At 35.9% G+C, this 22,170-nt stretch carries 21 protein-coding genes; all 21 read left to right on the top strand.

Annotated elements, in window-relative coordinates:
* Positions 1-15 precede the first annotated feature (15 nt).
* The 21 genes from H7K77_RS09470 to H7K77_RS09370 all read left to right on the top strand — a co-directional run bounded on the left by H7K77_RS09470 (position 16) and on the right by H7K77_RS09370 (position 22,150).
* Entirely contained in the window at positions 16-2,271 is a 2,256-nt protein-coding gene (locus H7K77_RS09470; RefSeq protein WP_328701079.1) for a penicillin-binding protein, read from the top strand.
* A gap of 76 nt (positions 2,272-2,347) precedes the next feature.
* Complete coding sequence (locus H7K77_RS09465; protein WP_186577557.1) at positions 2,348-4,309, top strand: stage V sporulation protein D; 1,962 nt, start codon at positions 2,348-2,350, stop codon at positions 4,307-4,309.
* A gap of 114 nt (positions 4,310-4,423) precedes the next feature.
* The gene (locus H7K77_RS09460; RefSeq protein ID WP_328701078.1) at positions 4,424-5,890 is read left to right on the top strand and encodes a UDP-N-acetylmuramoyl-L-alanyl-D-glutamate--2,6-diaminopimelate ligase; all 1,467 of its coding nucleotides are present in this window, start codon (positions 4,424-4,426) and stop codon (positions 5,888-5,890) included.
* An 84-nt stretch (positions 5,891-5,974) separates the two neighbouring features.
* Positions 5,975-6,862: a UDP-N-acetylmuramoyl-tripeptide--D-alanyl-D-alanine ligase gene (locus H7K77_RS09455; protein ID WP_222599286.1), complete on the top strand. Its 888-nt coding sequence runs from the start codon at positions 5,975-5,977 to the stop codon at positions 6,860-6,862.
* Positions 6,863-6,935: 73 nt separating this feature from the next.
* Positions 6,936-7,922, top strand: a complete 987-nt coding sequence (gene mraY / locus H7K77_RS09450) for a phospho-N-acetylmuramoyl-pentapeptide-transferase (RefSeq protein ID WP_186577554.1) — start codon at positions 6,936-6,938, stop codon at positions 7,920-7,922.
* Complete coding sequence (gene murD / locus H7K77_RS09445) at positions 7,919-9,265, top strand: UDP-N-acetylmuramoyl-L-alanine--D-glutamate ligase (RefSeq protein WP_186577553.1); 1,347 nt, start codon at positions 7,919-7,921, stop codon at positions 9,263-9,265. The genes mraY and murD overlap by 4 nt, the downstream gene beginning before the upstream one ends.
* Positions 9,266-9,439: 174 nt before the next feature.
* A complete protein-coding gene (spoVE, locus tag H7K77_RS09440; RefSeq protein WP_186577697.1) occupies positions 9,440-10,513 on the top strand; it encodes a stage V sporulation protein E in 1,074 nt (357 codons plus the stop codon).
* Between the two features lie 275 nt (positions 10,514-10,788).
* Positions 10,789-11,583 (top strand): cell division protein FtsQ/DivIB, encoded by a 795-nt coding sequence (locus tag H7K77_RS09435; RefSeq protein WP_186577552.1) that lies wholly within the window; start codon positions 10,789-10,791, stop codon positions 11,581-11,583.
* A complete protein-coding gene (locus H7K77_RS09430; RefSeq protein WP_186577551.1) occupies positions 11,567-12,259 on the top strand; it encodes a DUF881 domain-containing protein in 693 nt (230 codons plus the stop codon). The genes H7K77_RS09435 and H7K77_RS09430 overlap by 17 nt, the downstream gene beginning before the upstream one ends.
* A gap of 13 nt (positions 12,260-12,272) precedes the next feature.
* The gene (locus tag H7K77_RS09425; protein ID WP_186577550.1) at positions 12,273-12,992 is read left to right on the top strand and encodes a DUF881 domain-containing protein; all 720 of its coding nucleotides are present in this window, start codon (positions 12,273-12,275) and stop codon (positions 12,990-12,992) included.
* A 2-nt stretch (positions 12,993-12,994) separates the two neighbouring features.
* Positions 12,995-13,345 carry a small basic family protein gene (locus H7K77_RS09420; RefSeq protein WP_186577549.1) on the top strand — a complete coding sequence of 117 codons (351 nt, stop codon included), beginning with the start codon at positions 12,995-12,997 and terminating at the stop codon, positions 13,343-13,345.
* Between the two features lie 208 nt (positions 13,346-13,553).
* Positions 13,554-14,840, top strand: a complete 1,287-nt coding sequence (ftsA, locus tag H7K77_RS09415; protein ID WP_186577548.1) for a cell division protein FtsA — start codon at positions 13,554-13,556, stop codon at positions 14,838-14,840.
* 186 nt (positions 14,841-15,026) lie between these two features.
* Positions 15,027-16,169, top strand: coding sequence for a cell division protein FtsZ (gene ftsZ, locus H7K77_RS09410; protein WP_186577547.1), 1,143 nt, complete (start codon positions 15,027-15,029; stop codon positions 16,167-16,169).
* 477 nt (positions 16,170-16,646) lie between these two features.
* A complete protein-coding gene (gene spoIIGA, locus H7K77_RS09405; protein ID WP_186577546.1) occupies positions 16,647-17,567 on the top strand; it encodes a sigma-E processing peptidase SpoIIGA in 921 nt (306 codons plus the stop codon).
* A 34-nt stretch (positions 17,568-17,601) separates the two neighbouring features.
* On the top strand, positions 17,602-18,321 hold the full coding sequence (gene sigE, locus H7K77_RS09400; RefSeq protein WP_186577545.1) for an RNA polymerase sporulation sigma factor SigE: 720 nt from the start codon (positions 17,602-17,604) through the stop codon (positions 18,319-18,321).
* A gap of 123 nt (positions 18,322-18,444) precedes the next feature.
* Positions 18,445-19,224, top strand: coding sequence for an RNA polymerase sporulation sigma factor SigG (gene sigG, locus H7K77_RS09395; RefSeq protein WP_186577544.1), 780 nt, complete (start codon positions 18,445-18,447; stop codon positions 19,222-19,224).
* Positions 19,225-19,582: 358 nt separating this feature from the next.
* Positions 19,583-19,852 carry a YlmC/YmxH family sporulation protein gene (locus H7K77_RS09390; protein WP_186577543.1) on the top strand — a complete coding sequence of 90 codons (270 nt, stop codon included), beginning with the start codon at positions 19,583-19,585 and terminating at the stop codon, positions 19,850-19,852.
* A 66-nt stretch (positions 19,853-19,918) separates the two neighbouring features.
* Positions 19,919-20,737 carry a peptidoglycan editing factor PgeF gene (gene pgeF / locus H7K77_RS09385; RefSeq protein WP_222599285.1) on the top strand — a complete coding sequence of 273 codons (819 nt, stop codon included), beginning with the start codon at positions 19,919-19,921 and terminating at the stop codon, positions 20,735-20,737.
* 19 nt (positions 20,738-20,756) lie between these two features.
* Positions 20,757-21,434, top strand: a complete 678-nt coding sequence (locus tag H7K77_RS09380; RefSeq protein ID WP_186577542.1) for a YggS family pyridoxal phosphate-dependent enzyme — start codon at positions 20,757-20,759, stop codon at positions 21,432-21,434.
* A gap of 11 nt (positions 21,435-21,445) precedes the next feature.
* Entirely contained in the window at positions 21,446-21,880 is a 435-nt protein-coding gene (locus tag H7K77_RS09375; RefSeq protein ID WP_186577541.1) for a cell division protein SepF, read from the top strand.
* A 6-nt stretch (positions 21,881-21,886) separates the two neighbouring features.
* On the top strand, positions 21,887-22,150 hold the full coding sequence (locus H7K77_RS09370) for a YggT family protein (protein ID WP_186577540.1): 264 nt from the start codon (positions 21,887-21,889) through the stop codon (positions 22,148-22,150).
* The last annotated feature ends 20 nt before the right edge of the window (positions 22,151-22,170 follow it).

The raw sequence follows: 22,170 nt of genomic DNA, 5'->3' as shown, positions 1-22,170 counted from the left end.
GGCGGGAGATACCAATTGAAGAAAAACAAAACTACTCAGTTCATGTCAACGGTGCTAATGCTTCTATTTGTGGTCATGTTTTTAACTTTGTCTGGTCGGTTTCTGTATATCCAGGGAACAGGAGAGGTATCAGGAGTATCTTTGAAAGATTGGGCAAAAGATAAACGTACAAATACGTATCAGATTGATGCTGCGCGTGGAACAATCTTTGATAGGAAGGGTATGCCACTTGCCCAGGATAGGGTTACATATCGTATTCAAGCCATTGTGGATGAAAGTTATACTACAGATAAAAAGGAGCCCAAGCACGTTACCGACCTGGAACATACGGCGGAAGTGCTGGCTCCTTTGTTAGATATGGAGACTTCTGAGATATTAAAATCCTTGAACAATGGTATAGAAAACGATAGATTCCAAGTCGAATTTGGAATGAAAGGTAAAGACTTAAGCCAGGAAAAGAAAGACAAAATAGCAGCGCTTGACTTGCCAGGAATTACTTTCCTAGAAGAATCAAAGAGGTACTATCCTAATGGAATGTTCGCATCACACATAATTGGACTGGCTCAGAAGCAGGAGGTCACGAAAGAAAATAACGGACAAAAATTAACGTTAACTGTGACAAATGGTGTGACAGGAATTGAAAAGCAGTTGGACGATCAATTAACGGGGACAAATGGCTCTATTTCTTACGAACGGGATAAATATAATGTGAAGCTCCTAGAACCCAATGAGATAATAAAAGAAGCGAAAGATGGCGACGAAATCTATTTAACTATTGACCAGAAAATCCAAACGTTACTTGAAGATTCGATGTCGCAAATAGATAAACAGTATAAACCAGAACGTATGACAGCAATTGTAGTTAAGGCAAAAACAGGTGAAGTATTGGCAATGAGTAATAGACCTAGTTATAATCCTAATGATTTAGGTGAGGTAGAAAACTGGTATAATGATGCCATATCTACTCCATTTGAGCCAGGATCAACGATGAAGATCTTTACGCTTGCTTCAGCTATTGAAGAAGGCGTTTGGAATCCGAATGAATACTATCAATCTGGTAGATATTCTAATAAAGATATGGGCAGTGGTTCCATAAATGATTGGGATAGTTGGGGTGAAATTTCCTTTCTAGAAGGTATTCAACGTTCTTCTAATAAAGCTGCCGCCATACTTGCTTACGAAAAAATTGGTCCAGATAAATTTTTAGATTATCTAAAGAAATTTGATTTTGACCAACCTACAGGCATTAATTTACCTGGTGAAAATACTGGGGTTATCCAATATAACTGGCCAATTGAAAAAGTTACGACAGCATTTGGACAAGGTACTACTACAACACCAATACAGCTTGTCAAAGCAGCTACAGCAATTACCAATAACGGTAAAATGTTAAAACCTTTCGTTATTTCCAAAGTGGTTGATTCGGAAACAGGTAAAGTGAAAGAAGAGTATAAAACAGAAGAGGTTGGCTCGCCAATCTCGGAGAATACGTCTAAACAAGTATTAGATATATTAGGAACAGTCATCACTTCTGAACATGGAACAGGTAAGGCATACAAACTAAATGATTATTCTGTTGCAGGGAAAACAGGAACAGCCCAAATTCCAGATACAGAGAATCTTTATCCAGGCCCTTATCTAGAAGGGGAAGAAAATTACATCTTCTCTTTCCTCGGAATGGCTCCTAAAGAAGAGCCGGAATTAATTATGTATGTTTCTGTTAAACAACCGGATTTAAATTTAGAGAAATATGAACCTGGTTCTGCCCCTGTTTCGTTTATATTTAAAAATGTAATGGAAAATAGTTTACGCTATTTAAAGATCCAGCCTGATAGCGCAGAATCTGAACCAATCCATTCCATAACAGTGCCAGAAATGGTTGGAAAAACAGTGACTAATGCTAAACAGAGTCTAGAGCAATTAGGTGCAAGTGTTACAGTCGTTGGTGATGGAGCGAAAATAGTGAAGGCTAGTGTTTCAGAGGGAGAAGAAGTTCTGCCAAATGAGCGTATTTTACTCATAACCGATGCACCAAAGATGCCGGATGTAAATGGGTGGTCATTAAGAGATGTACTGAAGCTAAGCGATCTTATAGAGCTTGATCTGGAAGTGATGGGCAATGGTTACGCTAAAACTCAGAATGTTAAAAAAGGAACCACTATTAAAGCAAATGATTATCTGATGGTTGAATTTTCACCCCCATCTTCTAATAAAACAAATGCTAATGCAAAGTCGGAAAAGTCGAAAGAAGAAAATACAAATAACGAGTAATCTATTGCAGTGTTCTAATCATTTTCTCTTGTACATATATTGGATACAAGCATATCTGTAAGTAAGGAGATGTCCTATGAAACGTGTATCCAATGTAACAATGAGAAAACGATTAGTCACTGTATTTCTTTTTGCAATTGTAGTATTTGGGATAATTGCAATTCGTCTAGGTTACGTACAATTTGTAATTGGCGATGAATTGATGGAAAAAGCTAAGGCTTCTTGGAGCCGAGACATTATTTTTGAACCAGAACGAGGTAAAATTTTGGACAAGAATGGCGAAGTTCTTGCGGAAAACGTATCTGCACCCACCGTCAGAGTAGTTCCTAGGCAAATAAAGGATCCACAGAAGGTTTCTGAGGCCTTAGCGCAGATTCTGGACATGCCTGTCAAAGAGGTTTATCAGACTATAACTAAATCTGCAAGTATAGTGGATATTCGTCCTGAGGGGATAAAAATTTCTGAAGAAAAAGCGGAAGCGATTCAAACATTAGGATTAGATGGCGTCTATATTGCAGAGGATTCTAAACGACATTACCCTAATGGTGATGATTTATCACATGTACTTGGTTTTGCTGGGATTGATAATCAAGGGTTAATGGGACTAGAACTTTATTACGATGAAAAGCTAAGCGGTGAAGAAGGGAGTCTCTCATTTTTCTCAGATGCTAAGGGAAAAAGACTGCCTAGTATGGCAGATGTGTATGATGAACCGGTTGATGGTAATAACCTAAAACTGACTATTGATTCTAGAGTCAACACTATTATTGAAAGAGAACTTGATATTGCAGAGTCGAAATATAATCCAGATGGTGCTTTAGCAATTGCAGTTGACCCAGATACTGGAGGAATCCTGGCGATGTCTTCACGCCCAAACTTTAATCCAGAAAATTATCAAAGTGTTGATGCTGATATTTACAATCGTAATCTGCCTATCTGGAGTACCTATGAACCAGGATCAACCTTTAAGATCATTACACTTGCTGCGGCTTTAGAAGAAGGTATGGTTGATTTGGAAAAAGATGAGTTTAATGATGACGGCTCTATAAACGTCGATGGTACGACCATTCATTGTTGGAAGAGTGGAGGGCACGGGCACCAAACATACTTAGAAGTTGTACAAAATTCATGTAACCCAGGATTTGTGTCTCTAGGTCAGGAGCTTGGTGAAGATAAATTGTTTTCTTATATCCATAATTTTGGTTTTGGTGCAAAAACCGGAGTTGACTTACAAGGTGAAGCAAAAGGAATTCTGTTTAAACCAGAACAAGTTGGTCCAGTTGAACTAGCAACAACTTCTTTTGGGCAAGGGGTTTCTGTTACACCGATCCAGCAAGTTATGGCAGTTTCTGCAGCAGTTAATGGTGGTTACTTATACCAACCATATGTGGCAGATGAATGGGTCGATTCTGTTACAGGAAAGGTATTAGAAAAGACGGAACCAGTCCTTAAAGATAGGGTTATTTCAGAAGATACCTCTGCAGAGATCCGTAAAGCTCTTGAAAGTGTAGTTGCAAAAGGAAGTGGTAAGGGAGCTTATGTGGATGGCTACCGAGTTGGTGGTAAAACGGGGACTGCTCAAAAAGTAGGGAAAGACGGAAAGTATATGGCAAACAACCATATTGTATCTTTTATAGGTTTTGCGCCTGCGGATGATCCGGAAATTGTAGTTTACGTTGCTATTGACAATCCAAAAAACACAATCCAATTTGGTGGTGTTGTTGCGGCTCCTATAGTCGGGAATATTATTGGTGATAGCTTACGGGCATTGGGTGTTGAAAAAAGGACAGACGGTTTAGAAAAGGATGTTCAATGGCCTGATAAACCATTAGTAGAAGTACCTGATTTACGTGGTTTATCTAAACAAGAAATACAACAGTATTTGATGACTATATCTATTGAAGCGAGTGGTGAAGGAGATTATGTTATCGATCAAGCGCCTGAACCAGGGGTGAAAATTGAAGAGGGTGAGTCAATCCGCTTATTTTTTGGAGAAGAAGATGTGGGAGAAGAAAATGATAATAGTCATGCCCACTAAAAAGTAGATCTGTTATAATAGAGTGGTTGAGTGAACACTTTCTCATGGAAGTGGGAAGTGTTCCTTTCTATTTATTAGTATAAAGTAAACGGAGATATGTTAGGATGTGTGAGAGTGAAGCTAAGTAATTTGATTGAGTCATTACAGGTTTATACGATTTCGAAAGATATAAGATCCGTGGAGATTACTGGAATGCAAATGGATTCCAGACAAGTATCTAAAGGTGATTTGTTTATTTGTATTAGTGGTTTTACTGTGGATGGACATGACTTTGCCAAACAAGCGGAAGCAAAAGGTGCTGTTGCCATTATTGCGGAAAAACCGGTAGATGTGTCTATTCCGGTAATTCTAGTGAGGGATTCCTCTAGGGCGATTTCCATGTTGGCAAACTTCTATTTTCAAGAACCTACAAAAGATCTTCCACTAATTGGTATTACTGGAACAAACGGAAAAACAAGCGTTTCCTACCTCCTAGAGGAAATTTTTCGTTTTCACAATCAGAAAACTGGGTTAATTGGAACCATTCAAATGAAAATTGGGATGGATAGCTATGAGGTTAAAAACACTACACCAGACGCTCTATTTTTACAGCGTAGTTTTAGAAAAATGGTTGATGAACAAGTTAAAGTAGCGTTTATGGAAGTTTCGTCACATGCTTTAGACATGGGAAGGGTTTATGGTTGCGATTTTGACATTGCAGTATTTACTAATCTTTCTCAAGATCATTTAGACTATCATAAAGACATGGATGACTATCTAAGAGCAAAAAGTTTATTGTTTTCTCAACTCGGAAACAGTTACAACAAGAACAATCCAAAATTTGCTGTAATTAATTCAGATGATGTACATAGTCATTTATTAACAAAGAGTACTGCTCAACCTATTATCACATATGGGATTAACTCGGATGCAGATATCACTGCTGAGAACTTACATTTAAACGCCAATGGCTCTAACTTTGACATGCATACACATAAAGGTACAGTAACAATCAACAGTAAATTGATGGGAAAATTCAGTGTATATAATATGCTTGCTGCCACTGGAGCAGCTTTATGTGCCGGGGTTCCTTTAAATGTCATCAAACAAGCTTTAGAGTCTACAACAGGGGTGAATGGCAGGTTTGAGCCTGTTGTGAAAGGACAATCATTCGGTGTGGTGGTGGACTATGCCCATACTCCAGACTCATTAGAAAATGTCCTTACGACAATTAAGTCTTTTGCGAAAGGGAATGTATTTGTAGTTGTTGGTTGTGGTGGTGATCGAGATAAAAAGAAACGACCTTTAATGGCAGATATTGCCGTAAAATACGCAGATGAAGCTGTTTTCACTTCAGATAATCCTAGATCTGAAGACCCTCAAGCTATTCTTAAGGACATGACAAGTCATTTAAGTGAAGGTAATTATAAACAAATAGTAAACAGGGAAGATGCGATCGCATATGCTATTCAGTTAGCTAAAGACGATGATATTGTTTTAATTGCTGGTAAAGGTCATGAAACCTACCAAATTATTGGTGATAAGGTTCTTGATTTTGATGATAAGGCCGTTGCAGCTATCTGGATAGAGAATACAAAATAATAAATATATTAGATTGATTTTTTGATGTCCGACTATTCCAGTACATGATGAGGAGAGGATAGGTTGTTATTTACTACAAATTTTTTGACTGATATTTTCCCAGATACAAGAGGAGCAGTTAAGGATAACCTTCCAATCAAAGAAGTAACGATTAATAGTAAGGAATCAACAAATAAAGCATTATTCATACCTGTGGAACGTTCTCAAGCTGGTAAAGAAGAAGCATTAGAAGAAGCATTTTATAATGGTGCAATAGCAGCTATTTGGGAGAAGGAGTATCCATTACCAAGGTTCATTCCTACAGACTTTCCTATATATTATGTGCCTAATACAAGAGAAGCGCTACATGACTTGGCTATACATTTTCTTAACCTAGTAAGGCCTATCACGATTGTTTTTGTTGGAAAAGATGACTTAAAAACTAAAGAATTGACAGTGTCGCTTTTAAATGAAACATATCGTGTTCATAGCACTTCTCGTATTACAGGTAACGATGAATTGTTAACAAACATTTTAACTATGCCTAAGGCTACCGAGGTATTTTGTCTAGATGTTGCTGTGGACTACCTTTTGGAATTGTCGAGTTTGTCTAAGTTAGGAATTGATTTAGTTGTAATGACAGATTTTGGCCAAATAGAAAACAACTACCATAGTGCTGTTAATGAATTTGCACAAACTAGTGTTGAGCTATTATCTAATATAAAACAAAACGGCAAAGGGATTATTGACGGAGATCTTGTTGTATTTAATGGATTGAATTATAATGACATAATTGTGTCGATTGGTTTCGATCCTGTTAATAGGATACATATTGAATGTGATCTAAATAAGTTACTTATGCGAGAGAGTAGTGGAGTGAAACAATACAAAATCCCAGAAGGCTATGGGCCTAAGCAAGTAGCTTTTGCGATTAAGATAGCGAACCACTTTCAACTAGAAGAAGATCAAATTTATAATTTCCTATATAGATAAAATTTAGGGGAACGAGCCTTTGCACCTTTTATAAGAATGACGGACGGGTAAATGAACTAAAGGAGGAAGTAAAATGAATGAATACGTATTAGCAATTACTATGGCAATAGCATTTTTGATTACCGTCCTTATATCACCTATTTTTATTCCTTTTTTGAGAAGACTTAAGTTTGGACAGAGTATAAGAGAAGAAGGTCCGAAGTCTCATATGAAGAAAATGGGTACTCCAACAATGGGGGGCATAATGATTTTATTAAGTGTTGCCGTAACAACACTTATAATGACTAGCAAATTCAACAATAGCTCACTAAGCTTTGAAGTATTACTTTTATTGTTGGTTTTGTTAGGGTACGGTCTATTGGGATTTTTGGATGACTTTATAAAAGTAGTACTAAAACGTAATTTAGGATTAACATCTAGACAAAAGATGATAGGCCAAGTCATTATTTCTATTATTTTTTATATTGTGTTGCGGTTAAAAGACTTTCCAACATATATTCAAATTCCAGGAACGAGCATCCAGTGGGATTTAGGATGGGGTTACGCATTATTGATTATTTTCATGTTAGTAGGTTCATCGAATGCAGTAAATTTAACAGATGGTTTAGATGGCCTTCTAGCTGGAACTGCTGCAATAGCATTTGGAGCTTTTGGCATATTGGCTTGGTATGGTTATCCGCAATTTGAGGTGACTATCTTCTGTTTAGCTGTTGTTGGAGCTTTGCTTGGGTTCTTGGTGTTTAACGCGCATCCTGCAAAGGTTTTTATGGGGGATACAGGTTCTCTTGCCCTCGGAGGTTCGATAGCTGCAGTAGCAATTTTAACTAAATTAGAAATTCTTTTAATTATTATCGGTGGAGTTTTTGTATTAGAAACGTTATCGGTAATTATTCAAGTTATTTCATTTAAGACGACTGGAAAAAGAGTTTTCAAAATGAGCCCTTTACATCATCATTATGAACTAATGGGATGGTCCGAATGGCGAGTTGTAACAACATTTTGGTTAGTTGGATTAATTTTTGCAGCGCTTGGCGTGTATATTGAGGTGTGGATACTTTGAATAAATTAGATGATTTTTCTTACCATTCTGTATTAGTTTTAGGTCTAGCTAAAAGTGGTACTGTTGCCGCTAAATTACTAGCAAGAAGTGGCAAGAAAGTAAGGGTTAATGACTTTAAAACAAAACAAAATGATCCAGTTGTACAAGAACTGGAAAATGCTAATATTGAAGTGATAGTAGGTAACCATCCACTTAATGTTTTGGATGGTATTGAGATTGTAGTGAAAAATCCAGGGATACCTTATGAAAATATAGTGATAGCAGAAGCAGAAAAACTGGGGATACCGATTATTACGGAAGTGGAACTTGCAGGGTTGTTAGTGCAAAGTCCTATAGTTGGTATTACGGGATCAAATGGAAAAACAACTACTTCAACACTTATTTATGAAATGATTAGACACAGTGGTCAAGAAGTACAGCTTGCAGGTAATATTGGCAATGTAGCTACAGAAGTAGCTGAAAATTTGAAGAAAGATGAAGTGATGGTAATGGAGTTGTCATCATTTCAGTTGCTCGGTATAGAAAAATTTAAGCCGAATATTTCTGTCCTGCTCAATCTATTCGAAGCTCACTTAGACTACCATAAAACTTTTGAACATTATAGTCATGCAAAAGCGAACATTTTCAGGAATCAAACGAAGGATGACTATTTAGTCTATAATGCGGATGATGATGATGTTTCTGAACTAGTCCAATTTGCTCATGCCACTAAAGTGCCTTTTAGTACGAAAAAGCAAACAAGCGGGGCGTGGTGTGATGACGACAATTTATATTTTATGTCTGAAAAAATAATAGAACTAAGAAAAATTGCTTTAGTAGGCAAACACAATTTAGAAAATATCTTGGCAGCTGTGTCGGCAGCAAAGTTACAAGGTGCTACTATAGAAGGTATAACTCAAGTGTTAACAACCTTTACAGGTGTAAAGCATAGGCTTCAATTTGTTGATAGTATTGATGATCGATTATTTTATAACGATTCAAAAGCTACAAACATTCTGGCTACTTCAAAAGCTCTTGCTGCTTTTAACCAACCAACAATCCTCCTTGCAGGAGGATTGGATAGAGGGAACGATTTTGATGAATTAATTCCCTATTTGAGTAACGTTAAAGCGATGGTTTTGTTTGGTGAAACAGCACCTAAGTTAGAAAAAACTGCTCAAATGGCAGGAATAAATTCAATACATTTCGTCGATAATGTAAAACATGCCGTGCAAAGTGCATATAACATATCCGAAAAAGATGATGTTATTTTACTGTCACCTGCTTGTGCGAGTTGGGATCAATATCGCACTTTTGAGGAAAGAGGAGACATGTTTATGAATGCTGTGCATACATTAAAGTAGGGGCTTGTTTTATCTATATAGCAATAAATTAGATAAGAAGGACTTTCCTATTGTTTTCTACTAACGTAGAATGAATTGGACAAGTTCTTCTACAGCCCCACGTTCCTATGTATTTGGAAATGGGGTGTTTTTTTGTTCAGAACAAAACAGAAGTCTTCACAGAGTGCACCAGATATGCTATTGGTTATCGCGATTTTTTCACTATTACTTGTCGGAATAGTAATGGTGTATAGTGCATCAGCTATCTGGGCGGATTACAAATTCAATGACTCCTTTTATTTTGCGAAGAGGCAATTACTATTCGCTACAACTGGGGTTATTGCTATGTTTGTTATCGCAAATATTCCTTATCTAACTTGGAGGAAGTATGCAAAAGTTATCTTGTTTGTTTGTTTTCTACTTCTTATTGCCGTACTGATTCCAGGAGTAGGGATGGTTAGAGGTGGAGCTAGAAGTTGGATAGGTGTTGGAGCATTTAGTATCCAACCAGCTGAGTTTATGAAGCTAGGATTAATCATTTTCCTTTCTACTTACCTAGCTACAAATCAAAAGTATATTACTTCTTTTAAGAAAGGATTTATGCCTTCTTTACTATTAGTATTTGTTGCTTTTGGTTTAATTATGCTACAGCCAGATTTGGGTACAGGTGTAGTCCTAGTTCTAACTTGTATGGTGATGATCTTTGTATCAGGAGCAAAAATAAGCCACTTTGTCGGGCTAGGCACTCTTGGTATTCTAGGGTTTCTAGCACTGATTGCTTCAGCTCCGTATCGAATTAACAGAATAACTGCATTCTTAAATCCATGGGAGGATCCACTAGGGAATGGGTTTCAAATTATCCAATCTTTGTATGCTATTGGTCCTGGTGGGCTGATGGGAATGGGATTAGGACAAAGTCTACAGAAGTTTTTCTATTTACCAGAACCACATAATGATTTTATTTTTGCAATTATTTCTGAAGAATTAGGTTTTCTTGGTGGAACATTTGTATTGATGTTGTTCTTACTTTTACTTTGGAGAGGCATTAGAGTATCGCTAGCAGCACCTGATACGTATGGAAGTTTATTAGGTCTAGGCATAGTTGGTATGGTATGTATCCAAGTTATGATTAACATCAGTGTCGTAATTGGTTTAATACCTGTTACTGGGATTACGTTACCATTTTTAAGTTATGGTGGTTCTTCCTTAACATTGACATTATGTTCCATTGGTATCTTGCTGAACATAAGCAGATATGCGAGATTGTAAAATCTCTAATAAAACAATATTTTTTACATTGACTATTTATAAATCAGTTGATTCACTTCGGTGGACTAACTGATTTTATTTTTTTCTAAAAAATTAGCATAACTTCAACAGAAATCGAATACGAGTGACTATAAAATATGATATAATTTTATTATTAGTTCCAATTAACGGCATCCATGTATGCCGTTTCGTTATTTCATAGTAATACTATTAGATAATAGGTTTGGAAAACCTTATAAACCTAATTTAATTTTGTAAAAGGGAAGAAATAGGAGATGAGTCAAAAAAACGTTGTATCGATAGAAGATAGAATACCGAAACTAAAACAGGCTAGAAAGAAAAAAGCAAACAGGCGATTGATCTTTTATTTATCCATATTCTTCACATTAATTTTTATTGTTATCTATTTGCAATCTTCCCTAAGTCATGTACATGAGGTAAAGGTTTCTGGAAATTACTACTTAGAAGATAAGGCAATTAGAGATTTAAGTGAGATAACGAGTGAAGATAATTTTTGGAGCGTAAATATTAAACAAGTAAAAAAGCAAATAGAAAAACACCCTGAGATCAAGTCTGTCACTGTATCTAAGACATTTCCTACTACTATTAATGTCGCAGTAAAAGAATACCATATTGTAGGGTATGTGAAACAGGATGGGAAGTACTACCAACTATTAGAGAATGGGACAAGATTAGACTCCAAGCCATTAACGTCGTTAAAGGGTGATGCACCATTGATCACCAACTTTGAAAAAGATACCTATCTTCAGGAACTAACCATAGAATTAGAGCGTTTGCCACGAACCGTTGTTGCGATTGTTTCTGAAATCCAATGGAATCCAACAGAAGGGAATCCGTATAAAATACGCGTATATATGAATGATGGTTTTGAGGTGGATGCCTCGATTCGGAATTTTGCAAAAGCGATTCGCGCTTATCCTTCTATTGTTTCCCAATTAGACCCTAAAAGTGAAGGGATTATCCGGATTGGTGATGGAGGAGCAGTTTTTGATCCGTATGACAAAGAAGTAACAGAACCGAAGGAGAGTCAAAATGAAATTCAGGGGTAGACATGTAGTGTTGTCTTTAGTCCTACTAGTCTTTGGGTTTCTGATCTCTTTTAGTTATCAGTACACACAAACAGAAACGAGAGTAGTTCAAATCTCTGATCAAGAATGGGAAAAAGATTACTACTACCGACAACAATTGCTCGATTTAGAGGCAAAGAACATTGAGTTACGTCAACAATTAAATAAGAATCGCCGACAAGTCCAAGAGTTAGAAGAAGAGCTTGGTCAGCAGCAAACAAATATTGGAGAGTTTGTTGAAGATAAAAAAGAGCTTCAAATGCTTGTTGGTGAATTACCTATTCAGGGAGAGGGAGTAAAGCTAACTCTAAGTGATGCTTCCTACATTCCTACCGAGGAAAATGCAAATCAATATATGGTTCATGACCGTCATATTCAATTGGTGATAAATGAATTATATAGTGCAGGTGCAAAAGCCATTTCCATTAATGGGCAAAGAATTTTTCACGATAGCTACATATCATGTGTTGGGCCCGTTATTTCTGTAGATGGTGTGCAACACCCTGCTCCATTTACCATAGCGGCAATAGGAGATTCAGATACTTTAAATGTCAGTTTAAATTTAACAAATGGAGTTATTGATATATTAGTGAATGATCAAATTGATGTCGAGATGGAAAAAAAAGATACGATTGAGATGAAAGCAAGGATTAGCTAGAAAGGTGATATTATTGAAGTTTAAAAGAAAAGCTCTTATTTCCTTTGTTTGTGTATTGACGGGGTTTATGATCGCAATACAATTTCAATCGACACAAAAACCAGATATTCGAGAGACTAGAGATGTGTGGGAAATTAGAAAGCAATTACAAACAGAACAAAAGAAACAACTCCTTCTGTATAATCAAATTACGGAATCAGAAAGAATATTAGAAGAGTACTCTGAAAAATCTGAGCAAGAGCAACTGAATACACTAAAAGAGTCTACTGAGGTGTTGAAGGAAAAAGCAGGTCTTACTGAAAAAAAGGGAAAGGGACTGTTAATAACTATTGAACCACTCTTTGAGAATGAGTCTGAAAGAGTGGAGTCCTACCCTTCTATAACCCCGGATTTACTGAATCGCCTAATCAATGAGTTAAATACCTATGGAGCTGAGGATATTGCAATAGAAAATGAGCGAATAATCAATTTAACGCCGATTCGATACGTAAATGGAAAAACATATGTTAATAATCATGCACTTCCAGGAATTCCTCTTAAGCTTAAAGTGTTGTCGCCAAACCCAAAGCGTTTATTAGATTATGTGCAAGTTAGTGAGTCAAAGGACTACTTTGCAATAGAAGATCTTAGTTTAAGTGCAGAGATTAAAAATGGGTTGGTTCTGCCAGGCTATGAAGGAGTAGTGGACCTGGAAGGAATTAAAGTAAAAGAACAAGCAGAAGCAGGTGAATGATAATGTGGTTACCGGCACTGTGTTTAATAGTTGGTTTATCATTAGGATTAATGACGGATATTACAGTACCAGATCAATACTCTAATTATTTATCCATTGCAGTATTAGCTGCCTTAGATACGATCTTCGGTGGTATTAGAGCTCACTTAGAAGGGCTGTTTAATGAAAAAGTATTTCTGACAGGCTTTTTCTTTAATATAATCTTAGCTGCACTCTTGGCATTTTTGGGAGTCCAGTTAGGTGTTGATTTATACCTAGCTGCTGTATTTGCTTTTGGTGTGAGACTCTTTCAAAATATCGCTATAATTAGAAGAGTGTTAATCGACAAAAAGCAAAAAAATGTGGAAATGTAAAAAAATCCGAGCAAATTAAAGGAAATCGTCGTTTTGTGTTGAATATTGTTATTTGAGGGTTTTTTATTATAAGTTTTAAAGTCAGTTTGGTATGATGAAAATTAGTAATTTTTAGAAACTGATAGATATTATTGAAAATAGATTGTAATTCAGGTGAATATTCGATAATATTTGTACTATTCAGATGCCGAAAATAGGAGGTGCCTCTTTGAACAACAATGAAATTTTAGTCAGCCTGGATATAGGTACATCAAAAATAAAAGTAATTATAGGTGAAGTTCTCAATGATTCCTTAAATATTATAGGAGTTGGTACTGCAAAGTCCAACGGAATGAAGAAAGGTGCCATTGTAGATATAGACCAAACGGTTCACTCAATCCGAACAGCTGTGGAACAAGCAGAAAGAATGGTTGATATTCAAATAGACCGCGTAATTGTTGGGATAAATGGAAATCACATTCAACTCCAACCTTGCCATGGAGTGGTAGCTGTATCCAGTGAAAACAGAGAAATTGGCAACGAAGATATAAAACGTGTTATTGACGCTGCTCAAGTTATTTCAATTCCTCCTGAGCGTGAGGTAATAGATGTAATACCAAAACAATTTATTGTGGATGGTTTAGATGAAATTAATGACCCAAGAGGAATGATTGGTGTTCGCTTAGAAATGGAAGGCACAATTATTACTTGTGCTAAAACAATGCTACATAATGTATTGAAATGCGTTGAAAGAGCAAATTTAGAGGTGCTTGATATTTGTCTTCAACCATTAGCAACAGGTTCAGTAGCTTTATCTAAAGATGAAAAGAACCTAGGAGTAGCCCTTATTGATGTTGGTGGTGGAAGCACGACAGTGTCTGTATTTGAAAATGATCACTTAGTATCTACACGTGTTGTCCCACTTGGTGGAGACAACATAACAAAAGATTTATCTATTGGTCTTCGTACTACATCAGAAGAGGCGGAAGATGTTAAATTAAATCATGGACATGCTTTTTTTGATGATGCTAGAGAAGAGGAAACGTTTGAAGCAACAATAATTGGTAGTAATAAGAAACAGACGTTTAACCAATTGGAAATATCTGATATGATTGAAGCGAGATTAGAAGAAATTTACGCATTTTCTGAGAGAGAGATTAGAAAGATGGGATATCAAGAGCTAGCAGGTGGTTATGTCTTAACAGGTGGATGTATGAGTATGCCTGGAGCTTTAGAGTTAGCACAAGACCTTTTCTATAGCAATGTAAGAATCGCTATCCCGGATTATATTGGAGTAAGAGAACCCCAATTTACTTCAGGTGTTGGCATCTTGAAATTTGCCTATCGGAATGCGAAAATACAGGGAAAAGAAATTTCTGATGCTGTTACAATTAGAGAAGCTCAAGCTACACAACCTACAAAAACCAAGCGCGTAGTCAAGCAGAAAGAATCTACTACTCCAACCAAAAAGAAAGAGTCTGGTATTGCTAACCTATTTAAATATTTCTTTGATTAATATCATCTAGAATAGATAGGGAATGAATGACTATTCGTTTCGTTGATAGAGGAATGGTACAGGCTGCTAGAAATGGTACTTAAGTAGCTGTTAAAACGATATTCTGTAGCTTTTTGGACATCCTCTAACAGAAATTAACTATAACTTCAATGAATCTTGTAAACTTGCAAATTAGGAGGAACGAAAATGTTAGAGTTTGATACAAATATGGATCAACTTGCATCGATTAAGGTAATCGGTGTAGGTGGGGGCGGTAGTAACGCAGTAAATCGAATGATTGAACACGGAGTTCAAGGCGTAGAATTTATTGCTGTTAATACAGATGCTCAAGCTTTGAATTTATCTAAAGCTGAAGTGAAAATGCAAATTGGAACAAAATTAACTCGAGGATTAGGAGCAGGAGCAAATCCTGAGGTTGGACGCAAGGCTGCTGAAGAAAGTAAAGAACAGTTAGAAGAAGTGTTAAAAGGTGCTGACATGGTTTTTGTTACTGCAGGTATGGGTGGAGGAACTGGAACAGGTGCTGCACCAGTAATCGCACAAGTAGCAAAAGAACTTGGCGCTTTAACAGTTGGTGTCGTAACACGCCCGTTTTCATTTGAAGGCCGCAAACGTTCCACACAAGCAGTCTCTGGTATTGATGGTCTAAAGAGCAGCGTAGATACACTAATTGTTATTCCTAATGATCGTTTATTAGAAATCGTTGATAAAAACACGCCAATGCTTGAAGCATTCCGCGAAGCAGACAACGTATTACGTCAAGGTGTTCAAGGTATTTCTGATTTGATTGCAACACCTGGTTTAATTAACGTTGACTTTGCTGATGTTAAGACAATTATGTCAGATAAGGGTTCTGCATTAATGGGAATCGGTATTGCTACTGGAGAAAATAGAGCAACAGAAGCCGCTAAGAAAGCAATTTCTTCTCCACTATTAGAAACGTCTATTGATGGAGCGCATGGTGTATTAATGAATATTACTGGTGGAACTAACTTAAGTCTATATGAAGTCCAAGAAGCTGCAGATATAGTTACTTCTGCCGCTGACCAAGAAGTTAATGTTATTTTCGGTTCTGTAGTAAATGAGGACTTAAAAGATGAAATAGTTGTAACTGTAATTGCTACAGGATTTGACGAAGCTCAACTTGCTAAAGCGCAGCCTAAGCAAAGACCAGTAGTGAATAATGCAAGTAATAGTAAACCTCAACAAAGTGAAAGAAGGCGTGAAGAAGGTGTAAGAGAAACAGTTGCATCTACTCAACCAAAATCTAAAGATGAAGATACTTTGGATATACCAACTTTCTTAAGAAATAGAAATAGAAGAAGATAATATTCGAGTTAAAGCAGATGATTAATCATCTGCTTTTTTTAATGGAATTTTATTTGGATAATTAAATAAACGAACAAATAATACTTAAAACTAATAATTTCATTGTAGGTTTCGAAAAGTTATTCTTATTACACGATACTTCACTTCTCGTTACTAATTCATTAATTTCACTCTATCAATAAGGCTTAAGCTTTACGTGGCGAGTGTTGTTAACTCCTCTCGCGGTTTCAGTGAGTTTGTGTTTTTTATTTATATCTTCTTATCAAAAAATATCATTAGGAATTTCACTGCTTAACATGCACACTAATAGGTGTCGAAAAAACTATCAAGTAAATTACTTGAAAAATTAAATGACAAATTAACTAATAACTTCTGAAAATTAGTAGTCGTTGAGTCACAAAATGTGACAGACTTCTGAAGTTATATTAGCTATACTAGCAACAAATCCTTACCTTAGTGTTTGAAAGGAAGAAAAAAGTGACTATTTATTTAGATGCAATATGGATATTAAATATTTTATTAGATTGGATGATATTGCTTTTGACTCAATTTATAACTAGAGATAACTCTAGGCATCTGAGAGTTTTTTTTGGAGCCTTTATTGCTTCAATACTGGTTCCTATCACTTTATTTCTTCCAGAAACATTAATAACAACACCTTTCGGGAAAGGAGTGTACTCGCTCTTTATTGTATTAACAGCGTTTGGATTTAAGAACTTACGTCAGTTTTTAAAAAAACTGTTATCTTTTTATTTTGTTTCATTTGCTCTTGGGGGTGGATTAATAGCTTTACATTTCTTTTTAGGACAACAAATGGTTGCATCTAATAGTGGGATATTAACCTTCCAAACAGGATACGGTGATCAGATAAGTTGGTTATTTGTTGGAATAGGATTTCCAATTATATGGTTTTTTACAAAGTCAAGGATGGACAAGCAAATGCTAGAAAATTTCCGGTACGATCACTTATATGAGGTTAGTATTCAACTATTAGGTGAAACACATGTAACTACTGGCTATATAGACAGTGGAAATCAGCTAGTAGACCCGTTATCACGAAAACCAGTAGTGATATGTGATCAACTATTTATGAGTAATTGGTTCTCCGAAGAGGATTGGCACTTGATGAAAGATGCGCAAGAAAATCTAATGTTCGATTCTTTACCAAGTAAATGGGAAGAAAACATTCATATTGTTCCTTATCAAGGAGTGGATGGGAACCGTACCTTCATGATTGTGTTAAAACCTGATCTTATTCTAGTAAACTACGAAGGAAAACAAATTTCTACTAATAAAATATTAATCGGTCTACAATTTGGTGAACTATCTTCAGATAGTAGTTATCATTGTTTATTACATCCACAAATTTTTAAATATTCGGTGGCAACTTCTGCATAAGAAAATTAATACTAGATGAAGGAGAGATGAACAGATGAAAAAATGGAAGTTGAAAATCCAATTATGGTGGTACAAAATCTTAATAAAATTAGGTTTCAAAACAGAGGAGATTTATTACATAGGTGGGAGTGAAGCATTGCCTCCTCCATTGTCTAAGGATGAGGAAGCTGAACTTCTAAAAAGACTACCAGTAGGGGATAAAGCTGCCAGAGCAATGTTGATAGAGAGAAATTTACGTTTAGTAGTATATATAGCAAGAAAATTTGAAAATACAGGCATTAATATCGAAGACTTAATAAGCATAGGAACGATAGGGCTTATTAAGGCAATTAATACATTTAACCCTGAAAAGAAAATTAAATTGGCAACTTATGCATCAAGATGTATTGAAAATGAAATTTTAATGTATCTAAGAAAAAATAACAAACTTAAGTCTGAAATCTCATTTGATGAGCCGTTGAATATTGATTGGGATGGAAATGAATTGTTATTATCAGATGTCTTGGGTACCGATGACGATGTGACTATTAAAGATATTGAAGCAGACGTTGATAAGAATTTATTAATGAAAGCCTTAGAGCAACTAAATGATCGAGAAAAACAGATTATGGAGTTACGATTTGGTTTAATTGGTGATGAAGAAAAAACACAAAAAGATGTTGCAGACATGTTAGGCATATCCCAATCCTACATTTCGAGATTGGAAAAAAAGATAATTCGTCGATTAAAAAAAGAATTTAATAAAATGGTTTAACCCTAATAATAGACGGATTTATCCGAATGATTTGATACAGGTGTAAAGATTTACTCTGCATAAAATCTCTCCCAAATGGTGATACTGTTCCATGAATAGCAACTCCAACCGGGAGGGTAGAACATGACAAGACATAAGGTAGAAATTTGCGGAGTAGATACATCAAAATTACCTGTATTAAAAAATGAAGAAATGCGAAAGTTGTTTAGGCAGATGCAAGAAGGTGACATATCAGCTAGGGAACAGTTAGTTAATGGTAATTTGCGGCTTGTTCTAAGTGTTATTCAACGTTTTAATAATCGCGGTGAATATGGTGATGATTTATTTCAGGTTGGCTGTATTGGATTGATGAAATCGATTGATAATTTCGATTTAGGTCAAAATGTTAAATTTTCAACCTACGCTGTTCCTATGATTATTGGTGAAATTAGAAGGTACTTAAGAGATAACAATCCTATAAGAGTTTCTCGTTCATTAAGAGATATTGCTTACAAAGCATTACAGGTAAGAGAAAAATTAATTAGTAAAACATCTAAGGATCCAACACCAATGGAAATAGCAAAAGAAATGGACATTCCTCATTCAGATATTGTTTTTGCAATGGATGCTATTCAGGATCCTGTCTCCTTATTTGAACCAATATATAATGACGGAGGAGATCCAATATTTGTAATGGATCAATTAAGTGATGAGAATGACAAAGATTCCAATTGGTTGGATATGTTATCGTTAAAAGAAGGGATGCATCGGTTAAACGAACGAGAAAAGATGATCCTTAATAAGCGATTTTTCCAAGGTAAGACGCAAATGGAGGTAGCTGAAGAAATTGGTATTTCCCAAGCGCAAGTATCACGATTAGAAAAAGCAGCTATCCAAGAAATGAACAAAGAAATGTTTGAATAAAGAAAGGACCTATATGGTACTGCACCCCCAAAGTTAGACTGAAAATCTAACTTTGGGGGTGTTTATTTATGACTAAATTATAGTGATTAGGTTAGTCCATCTTATAGGGTTATGTGTTCATACTCTTTTCCAGTAGAATTCTCAATTTTCCAAGGGCAGGAACTCAGTTAGGGTTCATCTCTAATATGCTCTTCTGCCATAGCAGAAACTAAATCATAGTAATGATGCATTTTATACATTATGATGTAAGCAAAATTACTTATAAAAAATATAAAATCAATTTTTTTGAAAGGATTGCTAAGAAAAAGAAAGATAACTAATTTCGTGCATATATTAGTACAAAAGGTAGGTGTTAGTTATGATAACTCTTTCAGAATTACAAATAAAAGATATTATAATGGTTGAAGATGGTAGGAAGCTAGGAAACATCACAGACTTGGATATTGATGTTGATAAAGGCCAAGTACTTTCTCTTATTATCGGAACAAAAGGAAAAGTAATGGGTATTTTTGGGAAAGAGGAGGAAATAACGGTTCCTTGGAACAATATTGTTACAATTGGATCAGATGTCATTTTAGTTCGAAAAGGGAATAATCCACGATTATTTACAGATTCAGACCAAAATTGATAGGGAATTACAAGAAATGAACGGAGAAATGTGGTAAAATGGTGAAAAATACTAGGAGGGTGGATATTGGAACCCTTTGAATCAATAGAGCACGAATCAATATTACTTGTTAGAGACTGGGACCAACAAAATTCAAAAATAAAAGTTACGGTGGGATTTACCACCCGGAATGGAGGCGTGAGTAACCCTCCATTTGATTCCTTTAATTTAGGGTTTCATGTACCTGATGATCCAACTTTGGTTTTATCAAACAGAAAACAATTAGCTTCGTTGCTCTCTTTTCCAATAGAGAGATGGGTGATTGGAGAACAAATCCATAGTACAACGATTAAAATCATTGAAGAGGCTGATTTAGGTAGAGGATCAGTGAGTCACGACAACACGATACAAGGTGTTGATGGATTAATTACAAATAAGCCTGAAGTGTTATGTGCAGCATTGTTTGCAGACTGTGTCCCTTTATTCTTTTACGATCCAAATTCCATGTGGATTGGAATTGCCCACGCAGGCTGGCGAGGTTCAGTTGGGGGGATAGCTGAAGAAATGGTTGCAAATCTCGTGAGATCAGGAGCTAATTTAAATAATATTAAAGTACTTATCGGCCCTTGTATCGGAGAACATGTTTATGAAGTTGATCAAAAGGTGATAGATAATATTGAAAGAGAATTTATAACGAAAGTAGTAAGACAGAAAGAAAATGGCAATTACTTACTAGATTTAAAGACGCTTAATCAAATGTACTTAAAGAAAGTTGGGGTATTGCCTGAGAATATATCCGTATCTAGCTACTGCACATATACGGATGATAAATTTTTCTCCCATCGAGGCGACTTAGGGAAAACTGGTCGAATGCTCGGCTTTATAGGTTACACAGTTAAGTCCTAGAAAGGAGGCTTTAGCTCCAATGAATGTACAAGCTAATTTACAATTAATCCGTCAGAAAATACAACAAGCATGCAACCGTGCAAATAGAAATGAAGAAGATATTACCATTATAGGTGTAACAAAGTATGTTACGATAGAACGTGCCAAAGAGGCAGTCGAATCGGGAATTACAAATCTTGGTGAAAATCGTATGGAAGGATTCCTGGAAAAGTATCAAGAACTTAGCAACCAGGCAACATGGCATTTCATAGGTTCCCTTCAATCAAGAAAGGTGAAGGATGTTATTCATGGTATTGATTACATTCATTCTTTAGATAGGATATCCTTAGCAAAAGAGATAAATAAACGTTCAGATAATCCTATTTCATGCTTTATCCAAGTAAATGTGAGTGGAGAAGAATCAAAGCACGGTATCAACGTTGAGCAAGTACATAACTTTGTAGAAGACCTAAAGCGATATGAAAACATTAAGATTGTTGGTTTGATGACAATGGCTCCTCATGTAGAGGAGCAACAAATTATTCGGAATACTTTCAGCGGATTGCGTAGGCTTCGTGATGAAATTCGTGACAAAAACTATGACCATGCTCCATGTGATTACTTATCAATGGGGATGAGTAATGATTATACAATTGCGATTGAGGAAGGTGCGACACATATTCGAATCGGATCTAACTTAGTAGGGTCTGAAAAATAGAGGTGATAAAAGTGAGTTTGAAAAACAAATTTAGAACATTCTTCTCAGTAGAAGATGAGTACGAGTATATTGAGGAACATGAGCAAGAACAGCCAGAATTAGATATTCCCTCAACACCATCAAGGCGAGATAAAAAACAGAATGTAGTAAGTCTCAAATCAGTACAAACTACTTCAAAAGTTGTTTTGTGTGAACCTAGTTCTTTTAATGAAGCTCAAGAAATTGCAGATCATATCATTAATCGACGTTCCATAGTTATTAATCTTCAACGAGTTGACCATAATGATGCTAGACATATCGTGGATTTCCTGAGTGGAACTGTATATGCTTTATCTGGTACTATTCAGAAGCTAGGTACGAAAACGTTTTTATGTACACCAGATAATGTTGATGTATCTGGTAATATTACTGAGATGCTAGAGGAAGACATAGACAAAGGGTGGTAAAACAGCATGTATATAGTATTTGGAATCTTAGAGAACGTTATTGAAATATATAGCTTTGCACTAATCATCTATATATTAATGTCTTGGTTCCCAGGGGCTAGGGAGTCATCTATTGGACGATTTTTAGAAAGTATTTGTGAGCCTTATTTGGAACCATTTCGTAAAATTATTCCGCCAATTGGTGGTATGATTGATATTTCGCCAATTGTTGGACTTTTAGTTCTTCAGTTTGCGACTACTGGAATAAGGGTTTTACCTAATATGTTCTAATAGTTGTAATAAAAACTTGG

Source organism: Aquibacillus kalidii (assembly GCF_014280935.1).
GTDB lineage: Bacteria > Bacillota > Bacilli > Bacillales > Amphibacillaceae > Aquibacillus_D > Aquibacillus_D kalidii.
Note: the sequence above shows the minus strand (reverse complement) of the source record. Positions and strands in the feature narration are given on the sequence as shown.

Bases quoted from the DNA above. Each gene is read 5' to 3' on its own strand.
- H7K77_RS09465 (WP_186577557.1), top strand. From the start codon at position 2,348: ATGAAACGTGTATCCAATGTAACAATGAGAAAACGATTAGTCACTGTA.
- mraY (WP_186577554.1), top strand. From the start codon at position 6,936: ATGAATGAATACGTATTAGCAATTACTATGGCAATAGCATTTTTGATT.
- spoVE (WP_186577697.1), top strand. From the start codon at position 9,440: ATGCTATTGGTTATCGCGATTTTTTCACTATTACTTGTCGGAATAGTA.
- H7K77_RS09435 (WP_186577552.1), top strand. From the start codon at position 10,789: ATGAGTCAAAAAAACGTTGTATCGATAGAAGATAGAATACCGAAACTA.
- H7K77_RS09430 (WP_186577551.1), top strand. From the start codon at position 11,567: ATGAAATTCAGGGGTAGACATGTAGTGTTGTCTTTAGTCCTACTAGTC.
- H7K77_RS09420 (WP_186577549.1), top strand. From the start codon at position 12,995: ATGTGGTTACCGGCACTGTGTTTAATAGTTGGTTTATCATTAGGATTA.
- ftsZ (WP_186577547.1), top strand. From the start codon at position 15,027: ATGTTAGAGTTTGATACAAATATGGATCAACTTGCATCGATTAAGGTA.
- sigE (WP_186577545.1), top strand. From the start codon at position 17,602: ATGAAAAAATGGAAGTTGAAAATCCAATTATGGTGGTACAAAATCTTA.
- sigG (WP_186577544.1), top strand. From the start codon at position 18,445: ATGACAAGACATAAGGTAGAAATTTGCGGAGTAGATACATCAAAATTA.
- H7K77_RS09390 (WP_186577543.1), top strand. From the start codon at position 19,583: ATGATAACTCTTTCAGAATTACAAATAAAAGATATTATAATGGTTGAA.
- H7K77_RS09380 (WP_186577542.1), top strand. From the start codon at position 20,757: ATGAATGTACAAGCTAATTTACAATTAATCCGTCAGAAAATACAACAA.
- H7K77_RS09370 (WP_186577540.1), top strand. From the start codon at position 21,887: ATGTATATAGTATTTGGAATCTTAGAGAACGTTATTGAAATATATAGC.